This is a genomic window from Pseudomonas sp. BP11-1-1, assembly GCF_052112105.1.
GTDB lineage: Bacteria > Pseudomonadota > Gammaproteobacteria > Pseudomonadales > Pseudomonadaceae > Aquipseudomonas > Aquipseudomonas alvandae.
Genome location: NZ_JAUTYU010000020.1, coordinates 30,322 through 44,688, shown reverse-complemented (window position 1 = coordinate 44,688; position 14,367 = coordinate 30,322). Strand labels below are relative to the sequence as shown.

The window sequence follows — 14,367 nt, the reverse complement described above, 5'->3', positions numbered from 1 at the left end:
CGGGGAAATTGTCAGGCTCGCTCCCACAGGATGGGTGGTTGGCGACTACTGCACCTTCGCCAAATCCCCTTTCAACGCAACCCCGGCCATGATTGCCCCGGCGTGGCACTCATAGGTAGTCGGGTCCTTGCGTTCGTTGCTCTTGTAGAAGCTGACGATGTTGGTGACGGCGTTGGCGCCGGCGTTCTTGGCGGCTTGGTGCAGGCTGATCAGTGCCGATTGCAGCACCCATTCGCAGGCCACTTCGTCGGACTTGTTGAAGGCGTTGGTTTTCTTGTTGGTCACCGCGCCTGGGCTGACCACGGTGACGTTGCCGGCCGGTTTGTTGCCGGCCAGGTAGAACTTCACGCTGCCGTCGATCTTGCCGGTGCGGATGGCTTCGGCGACGACTTTATCGAACGGCAGGAACAGCGCGGTATCACGGGCCTGGCTGAGGCTTGGCAGGGTGCCGAGCAACAGGGCGGCGGTCACAGCGATTTTCTTCAACGGCATCATGGTCTCCTTGACCAGGGGATTTACGGGAATCAATGCCAGCGGCGGAAGATCAGCGAAGTGTTGACCCCACCGAAGGCAAAGTTGTTGTTCATCACGTATTCATTGCTCATCGCGCGGAACTCGTTGCGCAAATAGTCGAGTTTGCCGCACTCAGGGTCGACCTCATCGAGGTTGCAAGTATGCACATAGAGGTCGCGGTTCAGCATTTCGATGCTGAACCAGGACTCCAGCGCACCGCAGGCACCGAGGGTGTGGCCAAGGAAGCTTTTCTGCGAGCTGATGGGCATGTGCTCGCCGAACAGGCTGCTGGTGGCCAGGGTCTCGGCGACGTCGCCCTGTTCGGTGGCCGTACCGTGACCGTTGACGTAGCCGATGGCGGATGGCTCGAGGCCGGCATCCTCAAGGGCCAGTTCCATGGCCCGGCGCATGGTGCTCAATTCGGGGCGGGTGGCGTGCTGGCCGTCGGCGTTGCTGCCAAAACCAACGATCTCGGCATGGATGTGCGCGCCACGGGCCAGGGCGTGTTCCAGTTCTTCGAGCACCAGCATGCCGGCGCCTTCACCGATCACCAATCCATCGCGTCCCTTGTCGTAAGGGCGTGGACTGGTCTGCGGCGCATCGTTTTTCAGGCTGGTGGCGTAGAGCGCGTCGAAGACCATTGCTTCGGTCGGGCACAGTTCTTCGGCGCCGCCAGCGAGCATCAGCGGCAGGCGGCCGAACTTGATGGCCTCGTAGGCATAGCCGATGCCATGGCTGCCGCTGGTGCAGGCGCTGGACGTAGGGATCAGCCGTCCAGTCAGGCCGAAGAAGATGCTGATGTTGGCCGCCGTGGTGTGCGGCATCATCCGCACATAGGAATTGGCGTTCAGCCCTTCGGCCACGCTGTTGAGCAGCATGTTGCCGAAGGCCTTGATCTCATCGGTGCTGCCGGTGGACGAACCGCAGGACACGCCCATGCGGCCATCCTTGATCGACGGATCGCCCAGCAGGCCGGCGTCGGCCAGGGCCTGTTCCGCCGAGGCCACGGCCAGGCGCGAGACCCGGCCCATGCTGCGCAGTTGCTTGCGCGTCCAGTGGGCCGGGACCTGGAAATCGTCGATCGGGCCGGCCAGGCGTGTGTTCAGTTCGGTGAAGCGGTCCCACTCATCCATGCGCCGGATGCCGCTACGGTTGGCGGCGAAGTTGGCGGCGATGGTTTTCCAGTCACTGCCGATGGAGGTGATGCCGGCCATGCCGGTGACGACGACGCGCTTCATCAGCACAAGCCTCCGTTGACGGCCAGGACCTGTCGGGTGATGTAGCCGGCTTCGGCGGACATCAGGAAATTGACCGCGCCGGCGACTTCTTCCGGAGTGCCCATGCGCTGGGCGGGGATCATCTTCATCAATTCTTCCACGGGTACGTTTTCATCGAGCATGGCGGTGTCGATCAAGCCCGGCGCGACGCAGTTCACGGTGATCTTGCGCTTGCCCAGTTCGATGGCCAATGCCTTGGCCGCGCCGATCAGGCCGGCTTTCGAGGCGCTGTAGTTGACTTGTCCACGGTTGCCGATCAGGCCGGACACCGACGTGATACAGACGATTCGTCCAGCGGCGCGACGGCGGATCATCGGCATCATCACCGGATGCAGCACGTTATAGAAACCGTCGAGGTTGGTACGCAGCACGCTGTCCCAGTCGTCTTCGCTCAGGGCCGGGAAGGCGCCGTCGCGGGTCAGGCCGGCGTTGAGCACCACGCCGTAATAGGCGCCGTGGGTTTCCACATCCGCCTCGAGAGCGGCTTTGCAGGCGGCGCGGTCGGACACGTCGAATTGCAAGACACGGGCGTTGCGGCCCAAGGCCAGGACTTCTGCCTGGACCGCTTCGGCCTCGGCGCGACCGCTGCGGCAATGCAAGACGATATCGTGCCCGGCCTGGGCCAGGCGCAAGGCGATGGCGCGGCCGATGCCACGGCTGGAGCCGGTAACCAGTACGGATTCAGTCATGGCTGGGTTCCTGTTGCAGAGGTTTCATTGAGGTACTGGGCGGCATGGGGTGGACGGAATACGTTCAGCCGCGCGGTGGCGTGGATGCCCGGCGCGTGGATGTGGCATTCGAACACACCCATGCCGTTGTCGTCTTCCAGGGAGCGAACGCCGTGGATGGCCAGTTCGGTGCCCACCGGGAAATGTTCGACGTTGCATTCGAACTTGCGGGTCCCGAGCAGGAAGCCCAGCTCCACGGCATCGCCGCGCTGGCGGGCGTGGCAACCGGCGAACGCCGCGACGCTCTGGGCCATCAGCTCGATGCCGACCCAGGCCGGCAGCGCGCCGTCGTCCAGGTTGAACAAACCGCCTGGCTTGACCGTGGCGACGGTATGGATCTGCTCGTCATCGAAGGTCACGATCCGGTCGATAAGGATCATGTCCCCTGCGTGGGGCAGCAGTTCGGCGAGCGGCCAGTCAATCATTGGGCGTCTCCGATAATCAGGCTGACGTTGTTGCCGCCGAAGGCAAACGAGTTGCTCATCAGGCGACGGGGGTGGGTCGGGTTCAGGCGGGCGCGGCTATCGATCCAGTTCAGTGCCGGCAGTTCGGGATCGGGCTGGCCGTCCCAGACATGGGGTGGCAAGGCATGGCTGGGATTGTCCGCGCTCAGGGCCAACCAGCAGAACGCAGCCTCCAGTGCGCCTGCCGCGCCGAGGGTGTGGCCGGTCATCGGCTTGGTGGACGAGCAGGGCACGCCCGCTGGAAACAGTCCGGCCACCGCATGGCTTTCCATGGCGTCGTTATGCTGCGTGGCCGTGCCGTGCAGGTTCAGGTAGTCGATCTGGCTGGCGTCCAGGCCGGCGCAGCGCAAGGCTTTTTCCATCGCCTGGCGGGCGCCGCGACCGCTGGGTTCCGGCGCGGAAATGTGGTGCGCGTCGGAGCTGGCGCCGTCACCGAGCAGCGCGATCGAGTGACCGTCGCCTGGCGTCTTGCTCATGAGAAACAACACCGCCGCCTCGCCGATGTTGATGCCGCTGCGGTTCACCGAAAACGGATTGCAGCGCTCGTTCGACACCGCTTCCAGCGCAGAGAAACCGTTAAGGGTCAGTTTGCACAGGCTGTCGACGCCACCGCACAGCACGGCGTCGCACAACCCCAGGTCCAGCAGGCGACGGGCGCTCATCAAGGCCCGTGCGCTGGAGGTGCAAGCGGTCGAGATCACGTAGGAAGGGCCGCTCAGGCCAAGCCAGTCGGAGAGGAAATTGGCCGGCGCGCTGAGCTCCTGCTGCTGGTAATCGTAGCCTTCGGGGAACCGCTGCTCGCGCAGGTAATGGGCGATGCCCTGGCTGGCCTCGTCGATGCCCGAGGTGCTGGTGCCCAGGACGATGCCGATGCGCGCGCGGCCGTAAGCCTGGATGGCCCGGTCGATCTCGGGACGAATCTGCAATCCAGCTTCCAGCAACAGCTGATTGTTGCGGCTGCGTTGGGCCGCCAGGGTTTCCGGGATCTGGGCGAGTTCACCCGCCACCGAAGCCACCGGCAATGCCCGTTCGGCGACCCAGCCGGCCTCGCTGCGCACGCCCGAGCAGTCGCCGGCGAACAGGTTGCGCGCGACGTTCTGTTTGTCCCGGCCCAGGGCGCAGATCACCCCGAGGGCATTCAGATAAGCAGTCATTGGGCACTCTCGGTCAACGGCGTGATGCGGTAATGCGGGCCTTCGGGCAAGCGCAGCTCAAACTCCAGCGGTTGCTGGTAACGCACCTGCCAGCGGCTCTCGAGCGCCCGTTCGACGCCGTGTTGCCGGGCGATGGGGTAGTTGCCGGCCAGCTCCGTTTCCGGGGTCAGGGCGAACAACAGCGCCGCGAACAGTTCCCTGGCCTCGGCATTGGGCGGCAGCAGGCCGTCTGCCCGCCACTGGCCATCGGCCAGGCGCTGGCGGGCGACGGGAATGCCCAGCGGGTCCATCATCGACCAGCGGATGCCGGTGTTTTCACGCTGGATCACCAACAGCCAATCCTGGCGCTGGCCGGCCAGTTGCCGCTCGATGTGCAATTGCAGTGGCAGCGCCAGGGTCGGCGTGCGTTCGGGCAGCGGCGCGCGGCTGGCGCAGGCGCTGAGCAACAGCAGGCAGCCGATCAACAGGCAGCGGATCATCCCGTGGCCCCCTCGAGCGGCTTGCGCGCCACCACGTTGACCAGGGTTTCCTCGCGCTCGCCAAACGGCTTGGGCCGACGCAGGCCCCAGCGTTCCAGCAGGCCGAAGTCCTTGGCGCGGCTCCACCACAGGTACGGGTAGGAGACGTTGCGGTCTTCGAATTGGAACCCTTGGTCGCGGATCATCGCCAGGTACTGCGCGGCGCTTTTCTGCACGTGCATCGGATGACGGAACAGCCAGCGGATTACCCAGGTGTCGATGTAGGCCTCGGTGGATTCGGCGAACATCAAATAACCGCCGGGCTTGAGCACGCGATAGAACTCGGCGAGGGCTTTTTCCTGTTCCACCAAATGATGAAAGGTCTGGTGGCAGAACAGCAAGTCAACGCTCGCATCGGGCACCGCCAAGGTCGCGCAGTCACTGCCGATCAGCTCGACCGCCATGCCTTGGCGAGCCGCTTCCTCGGCGCTCAGGTCCAGGCTCTGGGGATCGGCGTCCACGCCAATCAGGCGTTGCGGCGCGAATGCCTGGCGCAGGTACTGGAATGACTTGCCCTGGCCGCAACCGGCGTCCAGCAACACTGGATTGGATGGCGGCGCAGCGCTGAACAGGCCGCGCAGGTCGTTGATCGCCACGCGCAGCACATGGTGTTGCCAGGTGTGGCTGCGCAGGAACCAGAAACCGAAGCGGGTTTCCTCGACGTAGCTGTCGCTCAGGTAGCTCATGTTTGCTGACTCGGCGCCGGACTCGCGCAGATTTCCGAGAGCATGCGCAGGCGCCGCTTGGGTTCGCTGACGAATGGGTTGCGTTGATCCCAGGCGTAGCCGGCGAGGATCGAACTGATCATGCGGCGGATGTCGTCGGAGCCTTCGGTGTAGAAGATCACGTCCTGGAAGGTGCCGGCGTACCAGCCTTCGACGTAACAGCGGAAGGTATCGACGCCGCGTTTCAATGGCTCGGCGAATTCGCTCTGCCAATCCACCGGCTCGCCTTGCAACTGCCGATGCAGCACGTCGGCGGCCATGCTCGCCGAACGCATGGCGATGGTCACGCCGGATGAGAACACCGGGTCGAGGAATTCCGCAGCGTTGCCCAGCAGGGCGAAGCCGGGGCCGTGCAAGGACTTGACGTTGGCCGAGTAGCCACCGATGGTCCGCGCCGGGGTGTCCCACACGGCATTGTCCAGCACACCGGCCAGGCTCGGGGTTTCGTCGATGAAGCCGCGCAGGCAGGCGTCGAGGTCATCGGTGCGGCCCTCGAAGTGTTCCGCGGCCGCGACCACGCCCACCGAGCAACGCCCGCCGCTGAAGGGGATGGTCCAGAACCATACGTCGCGCTTCGTCGGATGGGTGGTGATGAGGATTTTTTCGCGATCGAAGGTCGGGCTGTCGATGCGATCCTCGATGTGGGTGAACACCGCCTGGCGCACCGGGAAATTCGACGGTGCCTCAAGGTCCAGCAGGCGCGGCAAGACTCGGCCATAACCGCTGGCGTCGAGGACGAAATCCGCCTCGACCCGGTACTCGCTGCCGTCCTCGCGTTGCACGCCCAATTGCGGCTTGGCGAGGGAGAAATCAACGTCGGCGATGGCCTGGCCGTAGCGGATCTCCACGCCTTGCAGGGCCGCCTGGTCGGCGAGCAACTTGTCGAAGTCGGCGCGTTGGACCTGGAATGTGGTGGGCTTGCCTTCGCTGAAGGTGTCGCCGAAATCGAAGGCGCTGTAGCGCTCGCCCCAGGCGAACGCGGCGCCGTTCTTGCGCTGGAACCCGGCGGCGTTGACCGCGTCGAGCATGCCGGCTTCTTCGACGAAGTCCAGGCAATGGGACAACAGGCTTTCGCCGATGGAGAACCGCGGGAAATACTGGCGCTCGATGACCAGCACATCGTGGCCCTTGCGCTTGAGCAGCGCGGCGGCGATGGCGCCGGAAGGCCCCGCTCCGATGACGACAACTTGTCGACGTTCCATTTCAACTGTTGACACGGGGGCTCCTGGCCGAGACGGCAATCGAGGGTATACGGTGAAAACCGGCCACGGCCGGCAATAATGTGGCGATCAACCCCATCAGCATCAGGGCGAAATACAGTGCCGGGCTGATGAGGTTTTGTTGCAGCAGCAGGTTGAGGAAGACGATTTCACTCAAGCCGCGAATATTCAGCAAGACACTTTCTCGCCAGCGACTGGCGCCGGCGAACGAGGCGCCGGCCCAACCCAGCCCCAGCCAGTTGCCCAACAGTTTGCTGGCTATCGGCAACAGCAGCAACGCCACGAGCTGGACCCAGCCGAGGCTGTCCATGGCGCTGTGCACGTTGATCTGCACGATACCGAACGTCAGGATCAAGGGGATGGCCAGGTAGGTTTGCAACCTTTGCATCCATTCGGCGCCGAGGGGCAATACCAGCGGCACCTTGAGCGCGGCCATGCACAGCAGGTAGCCGATGCCGGCGATGAGCGCATTGAGCCGGTAATGCTCGGCCACCACCAGCAGGGCAAAGAACAGGCCGCTGTGCAGCAACGGTTGGCGCAGGCCCACCAGTCGCAGCAGCAATGGCACGCAAGCGCCGGCCAGCGGCAGCAACAGGCTGCCCAGGTGCAGGCTGCCCTGGGCGAGGGCGAACAGGCTCCAGCAAATCAGGTCGATCAGGATCGCAGTCTGTACCAATCGGCGAGTGGCGTCGGGTGGGTAGGCGATGTGGCGCAAATACAGGTACAGCACCGGTATCGCCGTGATCGAAAACAACAGCCCCACCGCCAGCGAGCTGATCCATGGCTGGGGTGGCAGCAGCCAGGTCGCGGTGGCCAAGCCGCAGGCGAACGGTACGCCAAAGCTTGGCAAGGCGATCTTGAGGCTTTGGCGGTCCAGGCGCAGGTCGATCACATCGCTGAGGATGTGCCCCAACAATAAGGCGAAGGCGAGGCTGTAGAGATTCTTCAACCATACGGGCGAGACCAGTTGCGCGCCGTTGAGGTGCCAGCCCGGTTCGATCCAGAAATACATCAGCAAGGGCAGGCCGAACGTTGCCAGCAGCAACTGGCTGACAATCGGGATCAGCCCGAAGCGGCGCCCGGCCACCGTCGCCAAGGCAAACAGCGCCAGGGCCATGAGCCAGAACAGCAGCGTCATCATTGCACCGGCTCCGCAGCGCGGTTCGCATGGGCCTGTTGCCCGGCCCATGGCGCGAGCAGGAAGCTGAACGCCAAACCGAGGCTGACCGCCAGGCCGAAATTACTTACCGCCGGCGTGCTCGACAGCGCCAGCAGGCCGAACGACAGCCAGGTGGTGATCGCCGCCAGCAGCGTGCCCAGCAGACTCACAGCGGCTCCGCCAATCTGTTCACGCATCAGGATGGCGTAATCGACACCGATGGCCGTCACCAGCAACAGGCCGAACAGGCTGAACAGCGTCAGCGGCTGGCCCAGCCAGCCCAGGCTCGCCAGGCTGCACAGCGCGGCCAGCAGCGGCAGGGCGACGATGCGCAAGGCGCCGCCGACGCCGAATGGCCAGATCAGCACCAGGACGATCAACACGCAGGAGGCCAGCTTCAGTTCGGCGGCGCTGACCTGCGTGGCGGCAAACACCCGGTTCAGGTCACCCAGGCGATCCACCAATTGGACCCCGGGCAGGTCCACCGCCTGCACCCGCAGCAATGCGGCATCGTTCAAGCCCTGCAGGCTGACCACCGCCGCCACGCCTTGCGCCGTCGGGCCTAGCCAGAGCGTGCGATAGGGTTCTGCCAGCGGGCCGGTCAGCGCAGCGTCGATGTCGGTCACTGGCAGGGCCTGCAATTGCTTCACCTCCGCTTGCAGCGCGGCGACGGGCACGCCCACGTCCAGCAACGGTTGCCAGAACGCCGGCAACCGGCCCAGGGCCTCGCGGACCTTTAATTGTTCGGCGGGCGGGCTGACCAGTTGATTGAGTGACAGATAGCCCTGGAGTTTTTCCAGGCCGATCAGTTGGTCGAGCCGCTCATTGAGGGCGGTCTGGCGCTCCAAGAGTTGCGCTTGGTCATCGGCGCGAATCAGGAAGAACTGGCTGGTGGGCTGGAAACCGGTGATGCGAGCGACGTCGCGGGCTTCGTCGGTCAGGTGCTGGGGCGTGCCGATCCACTGGCGGATGTCGTTTTTCGTGGTCAGTTGCCAGAGACCGCCCGCGCAGAAGATCAACAACAGCGTCAGCAGGACGGGTGTGCGCACGCGGCCCAGTAGCGCTTCGCGGCACTTGAGCAGGTTTTCGCAGAACTGCAGCGGCCACTGGGCGGGGCGCAGGTCTGTCTTACCCAGCAGCGCCGGCAACAGGCAGACCGCCGTCAGGTAGGCGCCCAGCAGCCCGGCGGCGGAAAAAATCGCGATCTGGGTCAGGGCCGGGAACGGCGTCCAGGCCAACGCCAGGTAACCGATGCAAGTGGTCGCGAGGCTCAGGCTCAGCCCTGGCAAGGTCACGCGCAGGGCCGGCCAGCTACGCCACGGCTTGAGGCTCCAGCTCTTGGACAGGTAGTGCAGCGGGTAATCCACTGCTACGCCGATCAGGCTCGAACCCAGCACCAGGGTCATGACGTGCATGCGTCCGAACAGCGCCACGCAGGCCACCGCGCCGAACAACATGCCCACCAGCACCGGCACGAACGCCAGCCACACGGCAAAGCGTCGGAAGGCCAGCAACAGTAGCAATAGGATACCGACTGTTGCGCCGCCGCCGACCCAGGTGATTTCCCGCGACGCCTGTTGTTGTCCGCTGGCAGCGTAGAGCAAGCCGCTGGCCGCCAAGAGTTGGCCCTGGGCCTGGCTCGCGTGTTCGCGGCTGCGTTGCACCCGTTCGGCCACTTGCAACGGCAGGTTCATGTCGAACGCATTGCCCTGGGTACGCGCCCGCAGCATGACCCAGTGCTTGCCGTCGGCTTCGGCGACCAGCGCACCGCTACCGACGTCCAGTTGTATGGCGCCGCGTTGGGGCTGGCTGTTCTGGATACGCCCGGTCAGGCCGAGCCAGTCGTCCTGGCTTGGCACCAGGCTGAAGCCGCTGAACGGGTCGAACAGGGCCTGTACCCGTTGCTGGATAAAGGCCTGTGGTTGTTCGATCAACTGTTGCCGGTCCGTTGCCGACAGCATGGCCAGTCGGCCATCGAGCAATTGCTTGCGCAGCGCCGGCAGGTCGGCCTGGAGCGTCCATTGGACCTTGTCGAACAGGCCGCTGGCTTGCCATTGCTCGCCGAGGGTTTGCGCCAGGGCGATGGCTTGCTGGCGGTCGGCGTGGCCAACCAGCACCAACAGCTCGCGATTGAGCGGTGCTTGCATGCGTTGTTCAGCGGTGAGTTCCAGCGCATCCGGCGATGTGCCTGGCACCAGTTCCATCAGGTTCGCCGACAGCGGCGCACCGTTGCGCCATTGCCATCCGGCAAGCGCCAGCACCGCCAGCAGCAGGATCAGGAACAGCCGCGGCAGCCTGCGTTCACTCGGCAAAGTCATGTTGCTCCGCTTCGCTCAAGGGTTGCGTGCTGGTGGTGTCCTGCATGCGCAGCACGGTGCTGTCGCCCTGGGTTTCCAGCAGTTCAATACGCTGGACCAGCTCGCCACCGTCAATGTTGATCTGGTTGAAGACCTGCTTGAGCAGTACCGAGCGCGGGGTCAGGGTGAGTTTCCACTGTTGCGCCTCGCCCGACAGGCTCAGTTCGAAGTCGCGCTGCAGGCCGCTGCTGTCACCCTGCAGTACCGCCAGGAACAACCGGTTCTGCTCGGCGCCGGCACTCTTGTTCGGCAGCATCTGCCAGGCATTGCCGTCCCGTCGCGCGATGCCCTGGGCGGTGATGCGGTAATCCTGTTGCAACGGCGTCTGCAGCAACCACAGCAGGCCGTGGTTTTTCGCCAGCACGAAGCGGCCCTTGCTGGTGAGGGGCTGGGGCAGGGCGCGCAGGTGTTTTTCCTGGATGAACTGGCCGTGGATCACGTCCGGGCGGGCCAGTTGGTCGCTCAACTGCTGAAGATCGAACGCCTGGGCCAGCGGCGACAGGCTGCACAGCAGCAGCCAGGTGAACAGGCGCTTCATGACAGTTTCCTCTCGACCGCTTCGACAAACACCCGTGGCGAAGCCAGCAGCATCTCGCGAGTGGCCATGTCCACCGCCACTTGCACGGAGCTGGCACGGGTGAAGCGTTCGCCGGTTGCGGCGTCACTGATCAGGTAGTTGATCTTCAGCCGGTTTTCCCACTCCACCAGACTGGCACGCACGGTCAGGGCCTGGCCGAACACGGCACCGCGTACGTAGCGCAACTGCAAGTCGATCACCGGCCACGCATGCCCCGATTCGAGCATGTCGTTGTAGTTATGGCCGATCAGGTCAAGCAAGGCGCAGCGCGCCACTTCGAGGTATTTGACGTAGTGGCCATGCCAGACCACGTTCATCGAATCGACATCGAAAAACGGCACCACGATCTGGGTGTCGACATGCAGAACGCCTTGGCTACGCATGCAGCCTCCAGTGTTGTTCGGCGATGCGTTGCAGGCACAGGCGCAGTTCGCCTTCCAGGGCGCGGTCTTCGATGACCGGCGGGAAGTCCTCGGCCAGTTGTTGGTGCATGGCGGCGAGGGCCGGCGGCAGCGGTCGCGCGTCTTCGGCGCGGCTGCGCAGCCACACGCCCTGGTTGGCGGCCAGCAAGGTGGCGGCGGCGACTTGCTCGGTCAGTTCCAGCACGCGGATGGCGTCCCGGGCGGCGATGGTGCCCATGCTCACCTTGTCCTGGTTATGGCACTCGGTGGAGCGCGAGAACACGCTGGCCGGCATGGTGTTTTTCAGGGCTTCGGCGGTCCAGGCGCTGGTGCCGATCTGCACGGCCTTGAAACCATGATTGAGCATCGCCCGCTCGGCACTGGCGCCGGACAGGTTGCTCGGCAGGCCGTGGTTGTAGCGCTCGTCCACCAGCAGGGCGAGCTGACGGTCCAGCAGGTCGGCGATGTTGGCCACCAGGTTCTTCAGGCTGTCCATGGCGAAGGCGATATGCCCGCCGTAGAAGTGTCCGCCATGGAGCACGCGCTCGGCTTCGGCGTCGATGATCGGGTTGTCGTTGGCGCTGTTGAGTTCGGTTTCGATGAACCCGCGCAGCCAGCCCAGGCTGTCAGCCAAGACCCCGAGCACATGGGGCGCGCAGCGCAGCGAATAGCGATCCTGCAGGCGGTGCAGCGGCGCGGTCGGCGCGTCGATCGCCAGGTCCTTGCGCAGCCACGCGGCGACTTGCATTTGCCCCGGGTGTGGCTTGGCGGCGAACAGGCGCTCGTCGAAGTGTTCCGGATTGCCTTGCAGGGCGACGACGTTCAGCGCGGTGATGCGGGTCGCCAGTTGCAGCAGATAGTCGGCGCGGGCGAAGGCCAGGCAGGCGAGGCCGGTCATCACGGCGGTGCCGTTCATCAACGCCAAGGCTTCCTTGGGCCGCAGCACCAGCGGCGTCCAGCCCAGTTCGCGATGCACGTCGGCGGCCAGGCGGCGTTCGCCACGGAACATGACTTCCCGTTCACCGGACAACGTGGCGGCGACGTAGGACAGCGGCGTCAGGTCGCCGCTGGCGCCCACCGAGCCTTCTTCCGGAATCAGCGGCAGGATGTCGTGTTCGAGAAAGGCCTGGAGTCGTTCCAGCAGCTCCACTCGCACCCCCGATACGCCGTGGCACAGCGACTGCAAACGCGCCGCCAGCACGGCCCGGGTCGCCTGGGCGTCGAGCAGTTTGCCGAGGCCGCAGCCGTGGAAGGTGTACAGGTGACGAGGCAGGGCTTCGACGTGGTGCAACGGCACGGCCACCACGCAGGAATCACCGTAGCCGGTGGTCACGCCGTAGATGACGCCTTCCTTGTCCAGCAGGGAATCGAGGAATTGCGCACCCTTGGCGATGCGCTGGCGGAACGCCGGGTCATCCTGCAACTGCGTCGGTGCCTGACGGTTGGCCAGGGCCAATACATCTTCAATGCGCAGGGGGCGTTCGCCGAAGGTTACCGGCTCAAGAGTGGGCATCGTCATCGGTCTTCCAGAAAGGGTAAAAGTTGAACCACTGTTGCGGGCCTTGGAGGCAATACTGCGCCAGGCGCTCTGCATAGCGAGCGGCCCAGTGGGCGATCACTTGCTCGCGGTCGTTGCGCTTCCATGTCACCGCATCGGCGAAGGGTTCGAGGGTGACGCGATAACGTCCCTCGTGCTTGAGACACATCAGCAGGTTGACCGGGCATTTCAGCAGCCCGGCCAGCAGCCAGGGGCCTTGCGGGAAGGCGGCCGGGTAGCCCATGAAGTCCACGGTCACGCTGCGCCCGCCATGCAGCGGGACGCGGTCGCCCGCGATCGCCAGCCACTCGCCGCGCTCCAGGCGTTCGCTCAGTTGCAGCATGATCACCGGATCCAGCTCGCTGACCTGGATCAGTCGCAGGTGCGTGGCGCCGGCCTCGCCCAACAGACGGTTGAACTGCTCGGCGTGCTTGGTGTGCACCAGCACGTTCATGGTGACCTTTTCGCCCAGCTCGGCCAGGGCCCGGCACATTTCCAGGTTGCCCAGGTGCGCGCCCACCAGCATCTGCCCGCGTGCGTCGCGCAGGTGATTGCGCAGCAAGGCCGTGTCGACGATTTCGATCTGCTCGATGCTCAGCTTGCCATTCCAGACGTCAAGCTTGTCCAGCAGGGAATCGGCAAAAGCCATGAACTGGCCGAAGACGCGCCGGTGGGACGGACGCAGTTCGGGGCGGTCGCTCCAATCGGCGAGGCGCTGCTGGTATTGCCAGGCCGCGTGTCGAGCGCTGCGACCGAACACGAAGAAGTACAGGACGATGCCGTACAGCACCGGGGTCAGCAGCCGACGGCCCAACACCTTGGCGGCAACCGCGGTGAGTTTCATCAGCCAGAAACTGCCGCGTTCCTGGCGATCCGCCCAGTGCTGTTTGTCTGTGCTCATCGGCGCCACCGTTGCCAGAGAATCATTGGCAAGCGCACCAGCATGCCGAAGAACAACCGGGTGTGCATGCGGGAGATCAGCACGTTGTCGTGGAACAGGCGAAAGTGCGAAACGCCGTCCAACGGGTAATGCACACGAGTCTGCAGCCAGCGCATCGGCTGGTTGCGCCAGGCCAGGCGCACGAGGATGTCGGAATCGAAATCCATGCGCTTGCCGATGTTTGCCGAGTCGATCAGTGCCAGCGTCGGCGCCAGGGGATAGAAGCGGAAACCGCACATTGAGTCGCGGATTTGCAGGGACAGGCTGTTGATCCAGACCATGACGTGGGTCAGGTAGCGCGCGTACAGGCGGCCTTTCGGTACGCTGGCGTCGTACAGCGGGTAGCCGCAGATCAGCGCGTCCGGGTGGGCTCGGGATTGTTCGATGAAGGTGCGCACATCACCAAGGTCGTGCTGCCCGTCGGCGTCGACCTGCAAGGCGTGGCTGAAACCCAGGCGCGAAGCTTCCCGCAGCCCGGTCATCACCGCCCCGCCCTTGCCCTGGTTGACTGCCAGCCGGACCAGGTGAACCCGTTCGTTTTCAGCCAATTGTTCGAGCACCGCCGCGCAGGCCGGGCTGCTGGCGTCGTCCACCAGCACGCAGGGCAAGCCGTTTCCGAGCAGCGTCTGGACCACCGTCGCGATGGCGGTTTCGTGGTTGTAGACCGGGATGACGGCGCAGGGGTTATGCATATTCTGCTCCCTCCACGGTTTCACTGTGCACAACCTTCCTGTGGCGAGGGGATTTATCCCCGCTGGGTTGCGCAGCGACCCCAAATTCTGTGCTGCGCCACAGAT

Annotated in this window: 15 protein-coding genes; all 15 read right to left on the bottom strand. The window is 64.7% G+C overall.

Features of this window, described 5'->3' with window-relative positions; translation table 11 throughout:
* Positions 1–45: 45 nt before the first annotated feature.
* From Q7C33_RS25040 to Q7C33_RS24970, 15 genes are read right to left on the bottom strand one after another with little or no spacing between them, the layout of a single operon-like run.
* Positions 46–492, bottom strand: a complete 447-nt coding sequence (locus tag Q7C33_RS25040; protein WP_030140968.1) for a hypothetical protein — start codon at positions 490–492, stop codon at positions 46–48.
* Between the two features lie 32 nt (positions 493–524).
* Entirely contained in the window at positions 525–1,751 is a 1,227-nt protein-coding gene (locus Q7C33_RS25035; RefSeq protein ID WP_334598696.1) for a beta-ketoacyl-ACP synthase, read from the bottom strand.
* Entirely contained in the window at positions 1,751–2,479 is a 729-nt protein-coding gene (gene fabG, locus Q7C33_RS25030) for a 3-oxoacyl-ACP reductase FabG (protein WP_030140966.1), read from the bottom strand. The genes Q7C33_RS25035 and fabG overlap by 1 nt, the downstream gene beginning before the upstream one ends.
* Positions 2,476–2,943 carry a hotdog family protein gene (locus Q7C33_RS25025; RefSeq protein ID WP_030140965.1) on the bottom strand — a complete coding sequence of 156 codons (468 nt, stop codon included), beginning with the start codon at positions 2,941–2,943 and terminating at the stop codon, positions 2,476–2,478. The genes fabG and Q7C33_RS25025 overlap by 4 nt, the downstream gene beginning before the upstream one ends.
* Positions 2,940–4,136: a beta-ketoacyl-[acyl-carrier-protein] synthase family protein gene (locus Q7C33_RS25020; RefSeq protein ID WP_198797415.1), complete on the bottom strand. Its 1,197-nt coding sequence runs from the start codon at positions 4,134–4,136 to the stop codon at positions 2,940–2,942. The genes Q7C33_RS25025 and Q7C33_RS25020 overlap by 4 nt, the downstream gene beginning before the upstream one ends.
* Positions 4,133–4,615, bottom strand: coding sequence for a DUF3261 domain-containing protein (locus Q7C33_RS25015; protein WP_334598697.1), 483 nt, complete (start codon positions 4,613–4,615; stop codon positions 4,133–4,135). Before Q7C33_RS25015 ends, Q7C33_RS25020 begins: the two co-directional genes overlap by 4 nt.
* Complete coding sequence (locus tag Q7C33_RS25010) at positions 4,612–5,340, bottom strand: class I SAM-dependent methyltransferase (protein WP_198797417.1); 729 nt, start codon at positions 5,338–5,340, stop codon at positions 4,612–4,614. The genes Q7C33_RS25015 and Q7C33_RS25010 overlap by 4 nt, the downstream gene beginning before the upstream one ends.
* Complete coding sequence (locus Q7C33_RS25005) at positions 5,337–6,596, bottom strand: NAD(P)/FAD-dependent oxidoreductase (RefSeq protein WP_407684311.1); 1,260 nt, start codon at positions 6,594–6,596, stop codon at positions 5,337–5,339. Before Q7C33_RS25005 ends, Q7C33_RS25010 begins: the two co-directional genes overlap by 4 nt.
* On the bottom strand, positions 6,583–7,740 hold the full coding sequence (locus Q7C33_RS25000) for a sodium:proton antiporter (RefSeq protein WP_030140960.1): 1,158 nt from the start codon (positions 7,738–7,740) through the stop codon (positions 6,583–6,585). The genes Q7C33_RS25005 and Q7C33_RS25000 overlap by 14 nt, the downstream gene beginning before the upstream one ends.
* A complete protein-coding gene (locus Q7C33_RS24995; protein ID WP_407684310.1) occupies positions 7,737–10,076 on the bottom strand; it encodes an MMPL family transporter in 2,340 nt (779 codons plus the stop codon). Before Q7C33_RS24995 ends, Q7C33_RS25000 begins: the two co-directional genes overlap by 4 nt.
* The gene (locus tag Q7C33_RS24990; RefSeq protein WP_198797420.1) at positions 10,060–10,653 is read right to left on the bottom strand and encodes an outer membrane lipoprotein carrier protein LolA; all 594 of its coding nucleotides are present in this window, start codon (positions 10,651–10,653) and stop codon (positions 10,060–10,062) included. Before Q7C33_RS24990 ends, Q7C33_RS24995 begins: the two co-directional genes overlap by 17 nt.
* Positions 10,650–11,075 carry an acyl-CoA thioesterase gene (locus Q7C33_RS24985; protein ID WP_186706050.1) on the bottom strand — a complete coding sequence of 142 codons (426 nt, stop codon included), beginning with the start codon at positions 11,073–11,075 and terminating at the stop codon, positions 10,650–10,652. The genes Q7C33_RS24990 and Q7C33_RS24985 overlap by 4 nt, the downstream gene beginning before the upstream one ends.
* On the bottom strand, positions 11,068–12,612 hold the full coding sequence (locus Q7C33_RS24980; protein ID WP_407684309.1) for an HAL/PAL/TAL family ammonia-lyase: 1,545 nt from the start codon (positions 12,610–12,612) through the stop codon (positions 11,068–11,070). Before Q7C33_RS24980 ends, Q7C33_RS24985 begins: the two co-directional genes overlap by 8 nt.
* Positions 12,593–13,531, bottom strand: coding sequence for an LpxL/LpxP family acyltransferase (locus tag Q7C33_RS24975; protein ID WP_407684308.1), 939 nt, complete (start codon positions 13,529–13,531; stop codon positions 12,593–12,595). The genes Q7C33_RS24980 and Q7C33_RS24975 overlap by 20 nt, the downstream gene beginning before the upstream one ends.
* Positions 13,528–14,262, bottom strand: a complete 735-nt coding sequence (locus Q7C33_RS24970) for a glycosyltransferase family 2 protein (protein ID WP_407684307.1) — start codon at positions 14,260–14,262, stop codon at positions 13,528–13,530. Before Q7C33_RS24970 ends, Q7C33_RS24975 begins: the two co-directional genes overlap by 4 nt.
* Positions 14,263–14,367 lie beyond the last annotated feature (105 nt).